We start from the raw sequence: 16,785 nt of genomic DNA on the forward strand, positions 1-16,785 counted from the left end.
GTTTAACTCCTGTGGAATAAAAACTGATAAAGAATGGCAAAAAAGAGTTTTAGAGTGTTTAAATTTCATATCTAAAGCAAAATTCACCTCGCTGAAAAAAGCCAGTTTCATGTCATCTGTACATCAAGAACTAACAAAAGCAATTGATAATTACCAATTGCAAAACTAGGTAATGATGGTTTAAGTTTCATAACCTCTGAGGATTTTTAACCGTTCATCCCCATCACCCTAAACCTCCTGAAATTTCAAAAGCGATTCTGCCATTTTGTGGCGCATTAGGATCATTATCTACAATAGCAATTTCCAAACGCCCAAAACTAATTTTACCTGTTTGTAATTCGTTTTGTGGTGGTTGTCCCCAACGTTGGAAACGCTTGGGATTTACAGAAACCACTCCAGGTACTTGCATGGCTGCGGCTATGACTTGACTTAAATAGACAGGTTGACCAAAAGAGAAATTATCTGGATGAAAAAAACCAAGTTTTCCATCAGGTAAAATCTGATTACTAAAAGTAGTTGTTTGTAATTCTTCCTGCACATTACTAGCAAAATAACCAGTTGCCACTTGCACATCTAAAACAATATCTAGAGGTACAAAAATCGGTGCTTCAATTGCCACATCTTGTGCTGCTAAACGGTAGCGTTCTAAAAAAGCTCCTAATTTATCCTTGAAAGTATCATCAACTGGTAAATTAGCCTCTCGGTCTACAGTAATAAATATGGTGTACCAGTTACCAGTCCAACGCCTGGTTGCAACTGCTTTCCGAACCCCTGGATATAGTTGTGCAACATCTGCATAATCAGATGCCGTAACAGCACGTTTTTGAGTACGAAAAGCTTGTGGTGCATAGAGACGGACTTGTTCAATGGGTTCAGGATCAATACCCCCTTTGGCTGGTAAAGGGTTGCGTACCTGAGTAATCAAGCTAGCTAAATCAGGAATTTGAGGATCAAGATGAACGATCGCATCTGCACCTACATTCCCAATAGTACCGTTACCAATGCGGTAAATAGCTGAAAAATCAGTTTCTGGTGTTGGTTTTTTTCCTAATACATTGTCCCCAAAACGCAGATAAGCACGTTCATCGTCTTCTGTTTCCACGACAAACTCACGAGCAGAACTATCACTGTTGAGTAAATCTCGTTGCGATCGCCAGTATATTATCTCATCATCCTGTTCCTCCAACCAAATTTGGGGACGCACATCTCCTAATTCCCAACGCAGTGCAACACTAGCTGGTGCAGTGGGGTCAAAGGCATATTGACAACCTTGATTATTAATAGCGATATCTTTTGTATAAAGTTCCCGCACACTCAACCGCACAAAGCCTTGATGAGTCAAAGGTCCAAATTCTAAACGGGGACGATAGCGATTCCCTGCTGTCACCTCTGGAAGTTCTTCTTTGACAGTACAACCATGATCTACCAAAACCACATTACCCCTTGCTACCGTCACATTGGTATAGCGTTTACCGTTGACAACGGTGCAAATGACCAAATCAAAAGGTAAAGCATCCTCTTGATGCCATTGCACTTCGACAATATCCTGATTTAATAATTTATCTTGACTGGGTTTGACATAAGTTAAACGCACAGCATGACGATGTTGAGGATTAGCGTCAGCTTTGATACCGCTTTCCGTTCCCAGCACTTCCTCAAAAATTAACACATCCCCAACTTGAAGCTTGAGTTGATTATTTTTTAGCGTTGCCTGAGTTGCCCCTGTTGCTAAATAATAAGGTAAAAATTCCTCTGCATTACCCCAAGTATAAAACTCAATTTCATTGTGAGCCTGATATAAAGTAATATCGTGCATGGTTTCAAATACCTGCACTTGCTGTTGGATTAAGGCTGCATAATTATCTAAAGATAGCTCATCTGTCCTCGTCAAAAGTCTAATTCCAGGACGATTTTCAGCAGCACCTAATAAAACTTTGCCGTCACCTTGAGAATTAACTTGCAATGTTACCCAAGTCCGGGCATTGCAACCATCGTGCATGGGATAATCAAGCAAGCGAGCATGACGACGAATAGAGACTCGTTTGCGTGCAGTGCCTAAATAAGCCTCAGTAGCAACAGCATCTTGATAATAACTCAAGCGATCGCCAGCATAAGCCAATAACTCTACCAACATCATGCCCAAATCAGCCGGATTACGCTCTTGCCATTTCGGCATAGTAACCGTGAGACGGTCTAGCATCAACTGCCGAAAACTGGCGTAATCCTTCGCTAAATAGTCAATAACCGGTGGAGTAGATATCGCTTCCCGTGGAGAATCAGACTTAGTTTTGAGGTCAAATTCACTTAATTCATTAACTTGAAAAGAAAATTCAACTTGTGATAATAAAGGGTCAAAACCAGAGGGAGGCTGAGATCCATCACCTAAATTATTGACCAAAAATAAAGTATAAGAATATGCATTTACTTCGTTGACCTTCAAAACCAGGATATTTGCAAAAGTCGTCACCGACTCAACAGACAAACTTTGCGATCGTCCTGTCCCTTGAATAACTACATTTTCCCTCGTCAAAGGCTGTGCAGAAGGTACACCATCCTCCTCTCCAGGCAGATTATAGATAAAATGCACACTCACCGTTTGTCTGTCTTTTAATACCTCCACATAATCAATACCATTAACAACCGGCTTGCCATCTGCACCCCTTGTTGTCCGTACTTTCTCCCGTCGTTGGTCAATTCCCGGCTGATTAGTAAAATTTTGGTACTGAGTATTCATAATTTATTTTTACAGCCTCTATCTAGAAAACTGCCCAATCTGTCGTTGCTGGGTACGCAGTACCACATACTGAATTGTAACTTGCAGACTTGATTCTTCATTAGTAATCTCCAATGCCTCAATCTCAATAATGTCACCTAACCATTGTTCCAAAGTTCCTTTCACCATAAACTCAGTGGCAATAGCCAACTCATCACTATTGGGTGCAAAAATTAGTTGTTGCAGATTACTACCAAAATCAGGACGATTAACTCGTTCACCAGGACTAGTAAACAGCAACTGTTCAATCATTTGCAAAATATGCTCATTCTCAGTAGCTGCGGCTATACGTCCACGTTGGTCAATGCGAAAGGGATAGGCAATATCCATAAATTACATTCCTTTGACGCGGGGTTGACTGAAAACAACTGTGAGAGGAGTACCCGTAGGAACACAGATAGCTTGGCTATCTAATAACAATACAGGTAAACCCATCACCTTGACCCGCAAAGCAGCCAAAATCCAGTTTCCTGCTATACAAGGGCCAACATTAACAGGTAGGGGTGGATTAGCACAACCTGCAACCACATAAGGAGGCCCCTGAGTACACACTGGCGCACCCATAACTCGGACACGGGGATTAGGAACAGTGGGTTTAGCTTGTCCACCGTGAGCGCAAATAACTACACTGCTAACATTCAGTAAAAATCCTGGCATCAAATTACCTCCAACGCACCATTATTAACATTCACACTCAAAGGTGAAAGTTTAACGTTAGCCGCAACATTACTTAATTCAATTGCACTCGGTGACACCTTGACAGTTGCAGGAGTGCTGGTAAGTTCAACCCCAGAGGCTGTTATCTTGGCATTAGCAGGAGCGTTATTTAACTCAATTCCTGAAGATGTAGTCAGTTTCACAGTTGCAGGAGAGCAAGTTAAATCAATACTATTATTTGTCAATTTAATTTCAATCGAACTTTCTTTTAGTTGAATATCATTTTGATTAATCGTAATAGTTGATGAATCACGATTTTTTAGTTCAATCATATTTGCTGTTAACTTAATAGTCGTCTCATCCTGATTATTAATTTCTACACCATCAGCATTAAAAACCATCTTTAATTTTCGTTCTACCACTGGGTTTTCCACCTCAATAGTCAAACCCTTATTATCACCCAAATTGCTCAAAGTAAAAGTAATTCCCGCAGTTCTAAACACCTGAACCTTCTCAGGATCATCCACCTTAGCATTTTGAGGAAGTTCATTTTCCCCCCAAAAGCAACCAGTCCAAATAGGATAATCAGGATCACCACCTTCAAACTCCACCCAGACATTTGTATCTTTAGGTGGAATAGTAAACAAACCTATATCCTTACCAGCATAAGGAGTACAAGGCATAGCCCAACTTTGGCGACCTTCTCCAAAAATAGCAGGAACACTCACCTGAATGCGACCTAAAAATAAAGGGTCTTGATTAGCAGTAACCTTACCGCGATATTTACCGAAAAATTGTGGCATAACTTTCTTAAATTAAAGATAATGCATTACTAACTAGAAAAATCTTCTAACCTCCACTCCCTTCCCAGAGTCAGATTATATATTTTCCTTCTTCCTTCTTCCTTCGCGCTCTTCGCGTCTATCCCTACGGGACGCTACGCGAACGCGGTTCATTTAATCCATATTCTTTTAAAGCTTTAACACTAAACCTTCAAAACCCTTACAGTCGTACCCAACCCTTCACGAGTGATCGTAAAACTTTGCTTATATTCCCCCTTCTTCAAAGTATGAGTAACAGACTTCACATAATAAAGACCATCATAAGTTTGACCCACACCCCGCAAACCAACAACACCACGCAATTCTAATAAATCGCCGTAACGGATAGTATTTAATTCCCCCGTCACCTCCAATACCTTATCAATTGAATTATCAACCATTGCTTGAGCTTTAGACCCAGCTTGTAAAATTTGCCGTCCAGTTTCCCGAAATTGGGTTTTACGCAGGAGTTTCTTGTTATCAAGTCCAGGTTGTTGTGATAAATTAGTGCGATCGCTATTATTAGCCTTTACTGACTGAATTTTATTACTTTTCCGGTCTTGCACTCGACCAGCTACGGTACTAGCAGATAAAGCATTATTCTGAAAATTAATTGATTCAACATTGGTGAATGTCCCCATATTCACCGATAACGCCTTTTGTGGAGTTGTTTTCCGCATCGGTGGACCCCAATAGGCTGTATTTGTCCCAGACGCTGGACCCGGTGTTACATAGAAAACATAATCAAAACGCTGTGCCAGCATTTGCAGATATTTCAAATCAGTATCTTGTTGTACAGGGATGCGTTCATTGATGGGAGGGCGATCGACCAATGGTGGTTTAATAACTTTAGGTACTAAACCATATTTGGAATAACTAGAAATAATTTGATTGGCAATAATTGCTTCATCTTGAGCCGGATGTTCTACTGATTTTTCTTCCAAATCCATCATCACACTCACATCTTCCCCCGTAATAGAAAATGTTGAACCACCTATTTCTATACTGGGAGAAAATTGTTGATGGGTAATAATCCCATCCATGAGTACCTGGGCTGAAGCATTTAAAGTGACAATCAAAATCACACGATTACCAGGTTTAATCAGCGGATTATTAATTAATTGATAGTCTTTTTGGTCATTTTTACCAGAACGTCCCACCTGAAAGTTAATCTGAAATCCAGAAGTTTTCTCATCATTGTGAGTAACTTCCACCTTCTGAAAAGCCTCCATTAGCATTCTCGGAGCCGGTTTGGGGACATTCGCACCAATTAATAAAGTTAAATTAACACCAAGTGCCATCACAGCCTCCTAGATTTGGGGAACTGGTATCCGAATTCTTTGACCCAATTCAGCCGTAAGACTATCTGGATGCATGGCATTATTGGCATCACACACTTGCCAAAACTGTTCAGGATCACCAAGGGATTGGGCTGTAATTAAATCCAAGCGATCGCCCTGTTTCACAACTACCTCCTCTAACACTGGTAAACTATTACCCTGGGGCAAAAACCGACGGCGTGTGTAAGCAATCTTGCGACCATCAGGAGTGGTGAATTTGGCTGTATCTAAGTTGTAGTAGCGACTGGTATGATCAAACATTATTTACCTAAAATAAATTACCTAAGTTACTAATACTACCTAATTTAGCTAAACGTTCCTTGTTTTTCTGGTAACTCATAAATAACCGAGAACTCCTTTGTCCCCAAGGCACATCATCATAACTGAGGACACGCAACCCCAAGGAAACTTTAGCCCGAATTGGGTTGAGATTCACATCATAGGCTTCCTCAGTAATATTAAAATCTGTTAAGCGCACCGGTAGAACCCGATTGAATCCCCAAACCAGCAAAGTCACATATCCTTCCACGGGAATAATTTCTATTTGTCCTTGTCCTGCCCGTGTCATATTAGTTTGTACCTGACTACTTTTCGGGTAAATCAGGACTTCCAAAGCCGAAAGTTGAGGATAAATCCCCAACAAAATGGCGCTAGGATCTTGCTTTTCCAACTGGTCAGTAGCATCAATTTCCACATCTAATTTAATAGTTTCAATTGGCGCTCCTTTCAGACGCTGAGACTCGCTTTGAGCGCCCCCTTCATTTTCCAGTGCTTGCACTTGGAGAGTCCGTGAGAGCGATTCTGGATTGTACTGGAAGGTGACAGTATTCACCACCATATTGGTAGTTGGAGAGAGGGCAATAATCGCCCCTTTAATCAACTTAGGTGAACCGGGGAATGTGGTCATTTTCAGGGGGAGGTGAGGGAGGTGAGGGGGATGAGGGAGGTGAATTTTCTCCCCTATCTCCCCTATCTACACTTTGATTTTAGGCTTTCAACTGCTACAAATTGTTTCTGCAATCTGATATTTTTCTGCAAATATACTTATTTATGATTAAAATCTTTTCAGAAGTATTATATCAAAAATCACTCCCATCCTCACTACCTACTGCCAAGGTAAAACAGACAGAGCCAGTATAAATTAAATTCTCCTCAACTCAGCACTTATAAAACCCATGAACCCTAACCCCATTAACTATCAAGCCATTGAATTATGGCAAACCTTGTCTGATCAAGAAACAACTTTGACTTTTAAACAAGCCGTGCTTAAGGCTTGGAAGTTGCTCCAACAAGCCGGTAGACTAATTTTTTTAGTGGGTCTATTGTTTTTTGTGGTTGTGATCTGGTTGTGGAGTGTGGCTTACCGCAGCGGTAAAGACTTTCGCTACTGGTTGGAAACTGCTCAGGTATCACCTGAGACACTTGTATCTACGACCATTGATATTTTGGTGCGACGACCAATTGCATGGTTGGTAAATTGGTCTGAGGCTAAACGCAAGGAATTACTGAGAACTCCAGAGGTAAAAGCCTTGACAGCCACTGTTGAGCCAAAGTTAATTAAGGGTACAGACGAAAAATAAAGCAAGATCAGGCGATCGCAATAGCTCTATTTTACGAATCAGGCGATCGCTTCGCCTACTTCATTCATATATTGATAACTATACATTTTTCTATCTATGGAGATTTCAACATAGACAAATTCTCGGAAATACAGAAAGGAATTATCTTGAAAGTCGATTTTTCCTCTGATCAAACCTTCATACATTCCTCTCTTTTCACTTTCTATATTAAATAATTTAACTATTTCCGAGGATTCAATTAAAATCTGAATCTGCTGAAAATAACCTTCAATCAACAAAATCAATCTCCTCTATGGATTCTTGTGTTTGTTGTAAATGTGTCAACATTCGAGATTCTCCAATCCATTCATCAAAGTCAAAATTATGGGAAAATTCATCATTATTAAAGCGGCTTATAAAATCCTCTGTCGATAATTGGTATTTGTTTTCAAATTCCAGAAGACGTTCTTCTGTTCTTTTTATTCCTGCCGTCACACCCTGTAATCTTTCTGACAAAGCACTTTGAATAATTCGTCTGAGGGAATCTGGATCTTTTGACCTGAGTTTGAGTTCAGCCATTATTTTTTTCTCTCCTGCTACTGTAGATTCTAAAAAATGTTCCTTGAGTGAGAGTGGTTACTTGTTTTTCTATTTTATCGCACTACAATCAACACGGTCGATACAAGAGCGATAGCGAAGCGCAGATCGCACTATAATATCAGCTTTTCAAGGCAGCCAATCTTGATTTAATAATTGTTCGAGAGTATATGGACAATCTTCAGGAAAATGAATTATCATACCTGTTTTTTGCTTGACATATTTTAATGCTTTTTGATAAACTTTTGATTGATTTTCTTGTAAATGATTGCGTAAATTTTGAGTTAAATACTCGTTGAGTTGGCTTCTAAAACTCATAATTTCAGCTTGCCAATGATTGGCGTTATATTCATGTTGCTCTTGCCAATATTCTAGGAGTAATAAATGTCTTATAATTTGTTCTAAAAAACTTTCAACTGTTAATCTGTCTCGACGACTCACCGCTTCTAATTCCTCAATTAAATGTTCTAAGTCGAGATTTTCTAGTTGTTTTTCTTTTAATAGTTTCAGGGTTTGTGCTAACCATTTCTCATTATCATCTTCATACAGAGAATATAGTTCACTTGTTTGAGTCATTGCTGTACTCTACTTGCTTTCTTAGTAATGACTAAATCTATTCCACTTCTGTATTTTGCCACTTATTGGGGTGAATTGGGTTCTGAAAGAGAGGATAGGCTGTGCGTTACATTTGATTAATGAACTCTACAAGAGCGATCGCAATTCTTCTATTTTACCAATCAGGCGATCGCACTAAAGGATGTTGGGATGATTAGACAATAACAGTAGAGTGTGTATAGCTGCGTGTCTATTTTTACGCTAGAGCGAGATCGTAACGCACCGAAAATTAACATGAATATAGTATGTTACATTTAATTAACGCACTCTACAAGAGCGATCACATTTATGTATATAGAAAAGGTAATCCTACTCCTGATGGATCTGTAACCAGCACAGGGTGTGGTGGTAGCGGCAAAGCAGTACCAACAGTTGGTCCTGTAACTGATGATAATTGACGACGGTTAGCCGGATTTATAACAAAGGTAATCATTTGAGTAGTCTCTTGCTGGTATTGATATACTATTGCATTCGATGCGGGTGTTAATGTTAATACTGTCGTGGGTCCTTGATGAACTCCCGCAGGTGCCACATGAGTACGAACATTTCCACCTGGGTAAAGAACTGTTCCTGGAATGAAGTCTGCATCAAGGTTCTGTCCAATAGACGTATTGATGGCTGCATTACCTACTCGAACATTATCAGGAGAACTATTTAGCCTGGAGAGCAATGCTCTTGCCTCCGTGTGGAAATTTGCAACAGCAGGAGGTCCCGCTGTCATTGATGTAATCAAAGCTGTTCGCATTGCTACCATATTGGTTCTTGGAAACCCTACTGTAGGCATCAGAGCATCGGTGAATCTAATCAAGTGGTTTTGATTCGCCAGTGTGGGAGCAGCCACTATAGTATTAAGTATATTGGCTAAATCATTCTGAATATTTTCAAAATCGACTATATGATTTCGGCTTTGTCCAGGACCTAGAGCCATCGCTCCAACTCCGTCCATCCAGCCAGGACGATCCGCGTCTATTTGAAATTGTCCTGGTGGAGTTACCCAACTGATATGTCTCTGCACGGTCTTCAGAGAACTATCATTAATTAATGATTTAATCGTACCTTTTTTTCTTAACTCAGACCTCTTTCCCTCTAAACCTCTACCTTGCAATAAACTATTGTATTTTAAATTAAACACATCACAGACAGTATTTGTATTTGTATCAATCGGTGATTTTTTTGTCCTATGAATAGCCTTGTTTCCCATCACATTAGCTTCATTTTCTAACCCCTCATCATCATTAATTCCCACGCCCTTAGCCTGTATTATCGGCCTCACCCTTCCCAGCTTTTGCTGGACAACGTGCCATGCTTCATGAGGTAAATGCTTTTCTTGTCCTGGTGCAACATGAATCTCCGTCCCCTGCGTATACGCCAAAGCTTGCAATTGTGAGGGCTTAGAGGAATTGTAATGCACTCTCACATCATCCATTGCTATACCAGAGAGGTCTTCAATTCCGGCTTTCAGGTTATCTGGTAATCCAGTTTTGTTTGATTTCGCCTGTATTACCGATTCTGTATTCGTAACTGGTACTTGGCTAAAATCTTGATGAAAGCGTGACTCACTGTAGTCTGATGATTCCTCTTCCTGAGAATGCACAGCAGCACGCTGTAAAATGCCCCTAACTAAAGGTGTCTCATTCTTGGACTGTTGGTTATTCTGAGTAACTTGTTGGCGATTCATTGGTTAAGTCCTGTATAGATAGATTGGGCTATTTGCTCTCCCATCAAACTGGGTTGGGAATTATTTGTAATATTTAAACTTGCAGGTAATTTGGGAATATTACCGCCATTTTGCAACCTCGCAGGTACGCCATTTACTGTCATCAGCCGAGATAATTCTGTTTCTACTGCGGCTTGTAGTTGGCGACGTTGACGGGGTGAAAGGTCTACTCCCTCTAAAATTAGGCGGTCAATTTGGAGATTTATATTCATATAAAAGGTTTATCCATTTTTCTAAATTCAGTCTTTGTTGCTGCCATTAACAAATCCATGTTTACAGGTGTTCCCGCTTTGGCTGCTAAAAAAGCTGCATTGACAGCGATATTGTGGATGTTTCCCCCCGTTAAATTGTATTTAGCTAACTTGTGAAAATCCAACTCTTCTGTTGGTGTGTCTGGGGGAAAAACTTTCTCCCATATTGCTTTTCGTTCCATTACTCCGGGAAAGGAGAAGTTAACAATAAACCGCAACCGCCGCATAAATGCCGCATCTAAAGCACTTTTGATATTGGTCGCTAAAATAGCTAAACCGCGATAAGCTTCTAATCTTTGTAATAAGTAGTTAATTTCTATATTCGCATATCTGTCATGACTATCTTTAACTTCGCTACGTTTCCCAAATAAAGCATCTGCTTCATCAAAAAACAAAATTGCTCCCCCATCTTCAGCAGTATCAAATAACCTGCGGAGGTTTTTTTCTGTTTCCCCAATATACTTGCTGACTACTGCGGAAAGGTCAATGCGGTAAAGATTCAGCCGCAAATCATTGGCTATGACTTCGGCGGCCATTGTCTTCCCTGTGCCACTTTCTCCGGCAAACATGACGCTGACTCCCATTCCCCGATTCATCCTTTGCCGAAAGCCCCATTGGTCATAAACTATATTCCTTTGTCGCACTTGGTCGGCTATTTGGTGCAGTAAATCTAATTCTTCTTTAGGGAGGACAATATTATCCCAAGTGGCTTTGATTTCTAGGCGTTGGGCAAGGGTATCTAAACGGGGACGGGTGCTGGCTAGGCAATAATTCCACAGTTGTTCTAGGTGATAATTTGATTGTTGTGCAGATTTGGTTATTTTGGCGATTTCTAAGAAGTTCAGGTGAAATTGATTTGCTAATTTATTGGCATATCCATCAGCTTGGTTTTGTAAAGTTAATTCCCAGGCTTGTTGCTGTTCTATTGGGGTAGGTTTGGCAATGTCAAATGTGACTGTGGGCAGTTCTAGAGAAAACCCAATATCCCGAATATCTAAAAAGATGATACCTTCGTTGTGAGTTAAAAATTGTCGCAGTGCCGAATTTCCCGCTTTGTCATCTAACCCTTGAATATCAATATATAAAGCTAGTGGTAATAATCTGCTTTCTCGCTGCCACAAACGTGCAAAATTTGCTAATTCTGTACTTTGTGTGGGCAGTAATTCCACAGGTAAGCGATAAAGTTTTAGTTCTAATTCTTGACAAATTTGCCAAGTGATAATTTGTTTGCTTTGGGTATCAATTCCTGATAACTGGAAGATGGGAAAGTTTTGTGTTTGGATGCTGTTTTCAATTTGGTCAATTATGGCTGATGCTACTTTTTTTTGAGATGGTGGTAAAGGCAATATCTTATCTTGTCCATACCAAGGATTAAGGGGTAAAACTAGTTTATCTAGGCGGTCATCAAGATAATTAATTCCTTTGATATAGTTAACAATTCTCTCGTCTGCACGTAGGGGACTGGTGGTTAGGGGTTGAGTATTTGACTGATGAATTTCTAATAATTGCCAATAACGCAGGGGACGATTTGGTAATACTACATCCCAAGTTACATGATTAAAGCAACACAGAGCTAGGGCAAAGGTGGGATAATGTCGATTAGGGTTATCTTGAGCTTCTGCACATAATTTAGCTATATCGGTGGCAAATTCCATTGCTGCACAGAGTAGAAGTAGCGATCGCTCAATTGTTGATAATCCAAATATCTGACCGAGTATAATTAACGCTGGGGGCGGTTCTATCTCTTCTAATTCCGCCATGATTTTAGCGGCTTTGTCAATTTCTTCGTTGATTTGAGATGAGATTTCTTCTTCACCATAAGATTGTGCCATCAATTTCAGATGCGATCGCAACCAAGTTAAAGATACAGCCAAGTATTCCGCATTTCTTTGTTGCCAATTGTTCAGCATTTTTACACAACCCTCACTCGCTGACTGGTATCAAATACTGGCGGTTGCACAGTTCGATTGATCAATAAGCTATCCACTCCATCGACTCGTAACCGGAGAAAGTATTCACCAGGAGGAATATTGCTGATATTAAACCTGAGAGTATCAGTTTTTTGAGTTATATTTACTACTTCATAATCTATTTGGGGTAAAAGTTCATTGTCCCCTAACAACAAAACTACCCGTTGTTCTGTCCATATATCGGGTTGGCAAGTAAGAGTTAATATTTTGCTCTCACTAATCTCAAATTGCTTGATTTTCGGGGCTAAAGAAAAGGATAATGTATTTGTAACTCGTTGTTGTCCATCCTGTTGCAGGAGTGCTGTTACTGTGTAAAACCCGGCTGGTAAATCTTGATTTTCTAGTGGTATTTCTACGATTATTTTTGTATTATTACCACCTGGTAATGGTATGAGATCAAGAGATGTTTGTAAACGCGAATTCGCAAATCGGACTATGGTATTACCTTCACTTTGGAGATGATAACCTGTTAAAATCAAGCTTTCACCTAAACGCACACTAGGCTGCTGATTTGGTGGTTGTACTGATTGAAGGGTAGGAAATGCTGGTAACAAATTCGCTTGCGCCAAAATCCCTTGATCATCAAATCCCCTTGTTAAAACAGGTAAAGGAGTCCTGACAGGAAGACTACTATCAATTAAGATCGCCGAAACCTCATAAGCAACAGAAATGCGATACTGAGTTTGAAAAGTTGCCCAAAGTTTAGAAATTTCTTCTAAATTGAGAGTTTGGGGTGTAATTTTCACCCGTTCTATTTGATTTTGCAAATCGCTTTCTGGTAAAGCACTGCGAATATCAGCCGGATTAAGAATGGGATAGTCGTGAAATATACGCATCACTTCACCTAAAAGGCGATGACTAATTATATCTTCGTTATCTTGAGCATAAGCTGTAATTAGGTAATATAAGTTCAATGCTAAAGGAGGATTTCCCGTTTCACCTGGTTTAACTCGGCTGGGTAAATCCATATTTCGCCAAGCTGCATTAGGCAAAGTTTGATATAAAAAAATATTGACTTGATTGGTGTTATCTCCATTATCACGGGCTTTATCAGGGGGACGAGTGGTAACAATTCCGCTTCCTAATTCTTCCGTAATGCTGCGTGCCAATAAATTGCGTATAGTAGTAGTGACGGCTGCGATCGCCAACGAGTTACTCATTATTTATCTCCTTGACGTTGTTTTAAATAATCTTGTAGAGAAAGGCCTGATTCCTTGCGAGTCGATTTATGACTACTTTTTGAAGATGTATTTTGATTACTCACTCGCACTTCAATACGACCAATACTAACTTGAATTGTTGGCGTTGGTGTTTGTATCTCTGGAACATATTCACGCTGATTTACCCGTTCAGATTGCCTAGATTCTAACTCCAATTGGGGATAAACAGAAGATGGATGAGGCATAACAACTGGTTTAATTTTTGATGAAGTTTGTTGTGATAAACTCGCCGATTTCCAGCTAGTTTGAGATATTCCCACATCAGGATTTTGGATGATATGAGGTATTTGGCTATCAATCTGGGATTTAACAATAACTGTATTCAAATCTGGTAAATTTTGGCTTTGATTATTTATAGAAATAGGAATATTATTAAGAGCTAAAGAAGAATTTCCTAGTCTAATTAGATTGTTTTCACTAAAGTTTTCTTCCTTGATTTGTTCTTTATTTATTAAAGGTTTCATTTGAAAAAATGCAACTTTCTCAGAATTAACTAAAGCTGATTTTTCTTCAGCTTTTAGATTTTGTTGATTACTAGTCAAAAGCTGTGCAGCTTTAATTGGCAATATTCGATTTACTAATGTTGGTGTAACAGGATTAGTTGACATTTCCAAAGATAATTTTTTCAGTCTTTCTGAAGAACCAATAGGTAATGAAGATTGGATAATTTCCTTTATTTCTGGAATTGCATCTAACTGATTGACTACAGGTTCAACTTCAATTGGTGCAACTTTTTCAAAATTAACTAAATTTGATTTAATTTCAGATTCTGGAATTTCTTGCTTTTTAGATAAAAGCCGTGTATCTTCACTTGGAGATATTGGGTTTACCAATTTTGGTGAAACAGGATTAACTGATATTTCCAAAGATTGTTTTTGCAGTTTTTCTGAAGAATCAATAGATGATAAAGATTGAGTAATTTCCTCTCTTTCTGGAATTGCATCTAACTGATTGACTACAGGTTCAACTCCAATTTGTGTAACTTTTTCAGAATTAACTAAATTCGATTTAATTTCAAATTCTGGAATTTCTTGCTTTTTAGATAAAAGCCTTGTATCTTCACTTGAAGATATTTGGTTTACAAATGTTGATGCAACAGGATTAACTGATATTTCCAAAGATTGTTTTTGCAGTCTTTCTGAAGAATCAGTAGGTAATGAAGATTGGGTAATTTCTTCTATTTCTGAAATTGCATCTAACTGATTAGTTACAGGTTCAAATCCAATCTGTGTAACTTTTTCAGAATTAACTAAATTTGATCTAGTCTCAAATTCTGGAGTTTGTTGCTTTTTAGATAAAAGCCTTTTATCTTCACTTGGAGATATTTGGTTTACCAATGTTGGTGTAACAGGATTAACTGATATTTCCGAATAAATTTTTGGCAATCTTTCTGAATAATCAGTAGGTAATGAAGATTGGGTAATTTCCTCTATTTCTGGAATTGGTTCTAACTGATTGGCTACAGGTTCAACTCCAATTGGTGCGATTTTTTCAGAATTAACTAAATCAGAAGAAAGATAAATATCCCCTCCAATCTCCCTCATCCTCCCAATCTCCCCCACCTCCCTCATTCCCCCCATTCCCACAGCAAATCTTGAAGCAATCATAGGTTGCATCACAGGTGTTAAACCGAGAGTGCGTATAGCCAATGTGGTGAGAAAGTCAGCCATTATAATTCTATAATTCCAAAAATCAATTAACTAAATCTAAATAAAACTGTCTTCTAACTGCACTCATAGCTAAGATATCTGCTTCCCTCCAACCATAATATCGTGCCAGTGTATGAACTTCACGCAGTAAACGTTTAGCTTGGATGCTAATTTCACTCCAAAAAAATGCGACTATATCAAATAAAATCTGCCAGTTATGATTGCAAGCTGGACAAGTTAAATTTAATAATATTTCTGCCTGGGGGTCACATTCAGATATCTGTTTTGACAATAAATCAATCAAATCAGGAGGTAATTCTTCTCCAGCAATTGAAACTCCATTATGACTAACTTCTAACACACAACGCTGTCCAATTAAATATCGTGCTTTGTTAACATCTTGATAACCAACAACAGCAGCTAAATCTTTACTATTGGGTAAACGAAACCGCATTTGTAAATTTCCAGAAGTGAGAATATATTCCTGGTTTATTGCTGGTATTGGTTCAGTTACACGGATATCTGCCACATTAATTGTAAATTCCAAGCGTTCAGCACATTTAGGACACTCAGCATAACTTTCCATTTTGGAACCCAGAGTGATTTCTCGGAGTGTCAATAAATATGTATCTCGTTGCCCAATACTGAGTGATGCTAACTCATCCACAGATTTCTCTGGATAAGCAAAGGTAAGCATAGTCAGCGCCCTGTCTATGGGATGCTGACTTTGACCAATTTCCCAAATTTGCATCATATCTTGGGCGGACAATGAACGCATAATTTATACCAAATATTGGCAAAGGAGCAGGGGGCAGGGGGCAGCGGAGCAGGGGAGCAGGGGGGCAGGGGGGCAGGGGGGCAGGGGAGCAGGGGAGCAGAGGAGCAGAGGAGCAGAGGAGCAGGGTAAAAATTAATTCTTTCTTCTGACTCCTGACTCCTGACTCCTGACTCCTGACTCCTGACTCCTGACTCCTGCCTCCTGCCTCCTGACTCCTGCCTCCTGCCTCCTGTCACCTTCCCCACTCGGTTAAGCAGGTTCTAGGAAACTGGGTTCTGTGGGTTCGGTTACGTCGTAGTCGCGTTCCCAGCCTTCGTTTTGTAGTTGAATGGTTTGAATGGCTACAGCGTTGGCACTGGCATCAAGTTCAGGTAAGGATTGGAATTCTGATACCCAGCAACGAAACACTTTATATGCGATCGCAACTTGTCCTGCTTCATTCATGACTTCAATAATAATATCTTTACGAAAGTCTTTGAGGGAAACTTCAGAACCTAAGCCGGAACCATAGTTCCAAACCTTATTAGCCCATTGTTCAAACTCTTTATCGTGGGTAACTCCCCGTTCTAGGGTAATCGGATCATATTTAGTTTGTCCTGGTGATAAACGGGCGCTACTAGGGTCGCCTCCCACCCGATGAGTTACTACTTCTGTAGTGCGTTTTAAAGCACCAACTTTGCTGATTCCAGCTACATATCTACCATCCCATTTAACACGAAATTTGAAATTTTTATAGGGATCAAACCGCTGGGCATTTACACTAAACTGAGCCATGTTTACCTCTTGAAGTTATGGTTAATTTTTACAGGAGTCAGGAGTCAGGAGTCAGAAGAAAGAA

Annotated in this window: 18 protein-coding genes; 1 reads left to right on the forward strand and 17 read right to left on the reverse strand. The window is 39.5% G+C overall.

From position 1 onward, the window contains the following. Positions 1-223 precede the first annotated feature (223 nt). From ACLLO5_RS25120 to ACLLO5_RS25150, 7 genes are all read right to left on the reverse strand, one after another. A complete protein-coding gene (locus ACLLO5_RS25120; RefSeq protein ID WP_413173196.1) occupies positions 224-2,734 on the reverse strand; it encodes a putative baseplate assembly protein in 2,511 nt (836 codons plus the stop codon). Between the two features lie 18 nt (positions 2,735-2,752). Continuing rightward, on the reverse strand, positions 2,753-3,103 hold the full coding sequence (locus ACLLO5_RS25125) for a GPW/gp25 family protein (RefSeq protein WP_413173197.1): 351 nt from the start codon (positions 3,101-3,103) through the stop codon (positions 2,753-2,755). Between the two features lie 3 nt (positions 3,104-3,106). Continuing rightward, complete coding sequence (locus ACLLO5_RS25130) at positions 3,107-3,430, reverse strand: hypothetical protein (protein WP_413173198.1); 324 nt, start codon at positions 3,428-3,430, stop codon at positions 3,107-3,109. Then, complete coding sequence (locus ACLLO5_RS25135) at positions 3,430-4,233, reverse strand: phage baseplate assembly protein V (RefSeq protein WP_413173199.1); 804 nt, start codon at positions 4,231-4,233, stop codon at positions 3,430-3,432. The genes ACLLO5_RS25130 and ACLLO5_RS25135 overlap by 1 nt, the downstream gene beginning before the upstream one ends. 182 nt (positions 4,234-4,415) lie before the next feature. Continuing rightward, positions 4,416-5,552 carry a hypothetical protein gene (locus tag ACLLO5_RS25140; protein WP_413173200.1) on the reverse strand — a complete coding sequence of 379 codons (1,137 nt, stop codon included), beginning with the start codon at positions 5,550-5,552 and terminating at the stop codon, positions 4,416-4,418. Positions 5,553-5,561: 9 nt separating this feature from the next. Then, positions 5,562-5,852, reverse strand: coding sequence for a LysM peptidoglycan-binding domain-containing protein (locus tag ACLLO5_RS25145; protein WP_413173201.1), 291 nt, complete (start codon positions 5,850-5,852; stop codon positions 5,562-5,564). A gap of 7 nt (positions 5,853-5,859) precedes the next feature. Continuing rightward, on the reverse strand, positions 5,860-6,498 hold the full coding sequence (locus tag ACLLO5_RS25150) for a hypothetical protein (protein ID WP_413173202.1): 639 nt from the start codon (positions 6,496-6,498) through the stop codon (positions 5,860-5,862). A 268-nt stretch (positions 6,499-6,766) separates the two neighbouring features. Between ACLLO5_RS25150 and ACLLO5_RS25155 the strand changes: the two genes are divergently transcribed. Next, entirely contained in the window at positions 6,767-7,171 is a 405-nt protein-coding gene (locus ACLLO5_RS25155; protein ID WP_413173203.1) for a hypothetical protein, read from the forward strand. A 38-nt stretch (positions 7,172-7,209) separates the two neighbouring features. Here the strand turns inward: ACLLO5_RS25155 and ACLLO5_RS25160 are convergent, their stop codons facing one another. The 10 genes from ACLLO5_RS25160 to ACLLO5_RS25205 form a co-directional block, all read right to left on the reverse strand. Then, complete coding sequence (locus ACLLO5_RS25160) at positions 7,210-7,449, reverse strand: DUF6516 family protein (RefSeq protein WP_413173204.1); 240 nt, start codon at positions 7,447-7,449, stop codon at positions 7,210-7,212. Further along, positions 7,439-7,729 (reverse strand): hypothetical protein, encoded by a 291-nt coding sequence (locus ACLLO5_RS25165; protein WP_413173205.1) that lies wholly within the window; start codon positions 7,727-7,729, stop codon positions 7,439-7,441. Before ACLLO5_RS25165 ends, ACLLO5_RS25160 begins: the two co-directional genes overlap by 11 nt. Before the next feature lie 147 nt (positions 7,730-7,876). Next, entirely contained in the window at positions 7,877-8,323 is a 447-nt protein-coding gene (locus ACLLO5_RS25170) for a DUF29 domain-containing protein (protein WP_413173206.1), read from the reverse strand. Between the two features lie 325 nt (positions 8,324-8,648). After that, entirely contained in the window at positions 8,649-10,040 is a 1,392-nt protein-coding gene (locus ACLLO5_RS25175) for a DUF4157 domain-containing protein (protein WP_413173207.1), read from the reverse strand. Next, positions 10,037-10,291, reverse strand: coding sequence for a hypothetical protein (locus ACLLO5_RS25180; RefSeq protein WP_413173208.1), 255 nt, complete (start codon positions 10,289-10,291; stop codon positions 10,037-10,039). Before ACLLO5_RS25180 ends, ACLLO5_RS25175 begins: the two co-directional genes overlap by 4 nt. Further along, positions 10,288-12,240 (reverse strand): ATP-binding protein, encoded by a 1,953-nt coding sequence (locus ACLLO5_RS25185; protein ID WP_413173209.1) that lies wholly within the window; start codon positions 12,238-12,240, stop codon positions 10,288-10,290. Before ACLLO5_RS25185 ends, ACLLO5_RS25180 begins: the two co-directional genes overlap by 4 nt. A 2-nt stretch (positions 12,241-12,242) precedes the next feature. Continuing rightward, the gene (locus ACLLO5_RS25190; protein ID WP_413173210.1) at positions 12,243-13,460 is read right to left on the reverse strand and encodes a DUF4255 domain-containing protein; all 1,218 of its coding nucleotides are present in this window, start codon (positions 13,458-13,460) and stop codon (positions 12,243-12,245) included. Beyond that, complete coding sequence (locus tag ACLLO5_RS25195; RefSeq protein ID WP_413173211.1) at positions 13,460-15,190, reverse strand: hypothetical protein; 1,731 nt, start codon at positions 15,188-15,190, stop codon at positions 13,460-13,462. The genes ACLLO5_RS25190 and ACLLO5_RS25195 overlap by 1 nt, the downstream gene beginning before the upstream one ends. Positions 15,191-15,212: 22 nt before the next feature. Next, positions 15,213-15,947 carry a phage baseplate protein gene (locus ACLLO5_RS25200; RefSeq protein ID WP_413173212.1) on the reverse strand — a complete coding sequence of 245 codons (735 nt, stop codon included), beginning with the start codon at positions 15,945-15,947 and terminating at the stop codon, positions 15,213-15,215. A gap of 249 nt (positions 15,948-16,196) precedes the next feature. Then, positions 16,197-16,721 (reverse strand): phage tail protein, encoded by a 525-nt coding sequence (locus ACLLO5_RS25205; RefSeq protein ID WP_413173213.1) that lies wholly within the window; start codon positions 16,719-16,721, stop codon positions 16,197-16,199. Positions 16,722-16,785: the final 64 nt, after the last annotated feature.

The sequence above is a fragment of the Anabaena azotica SJ-1 genome, from assembly GCF_047275885.1.
GTDB lineage: Bacteria > Cyanobacteriota > Cyanobacteriia > Cyanobacteriales > Nostocaceae > Trichormus_B > Trichormus_B azotica_A.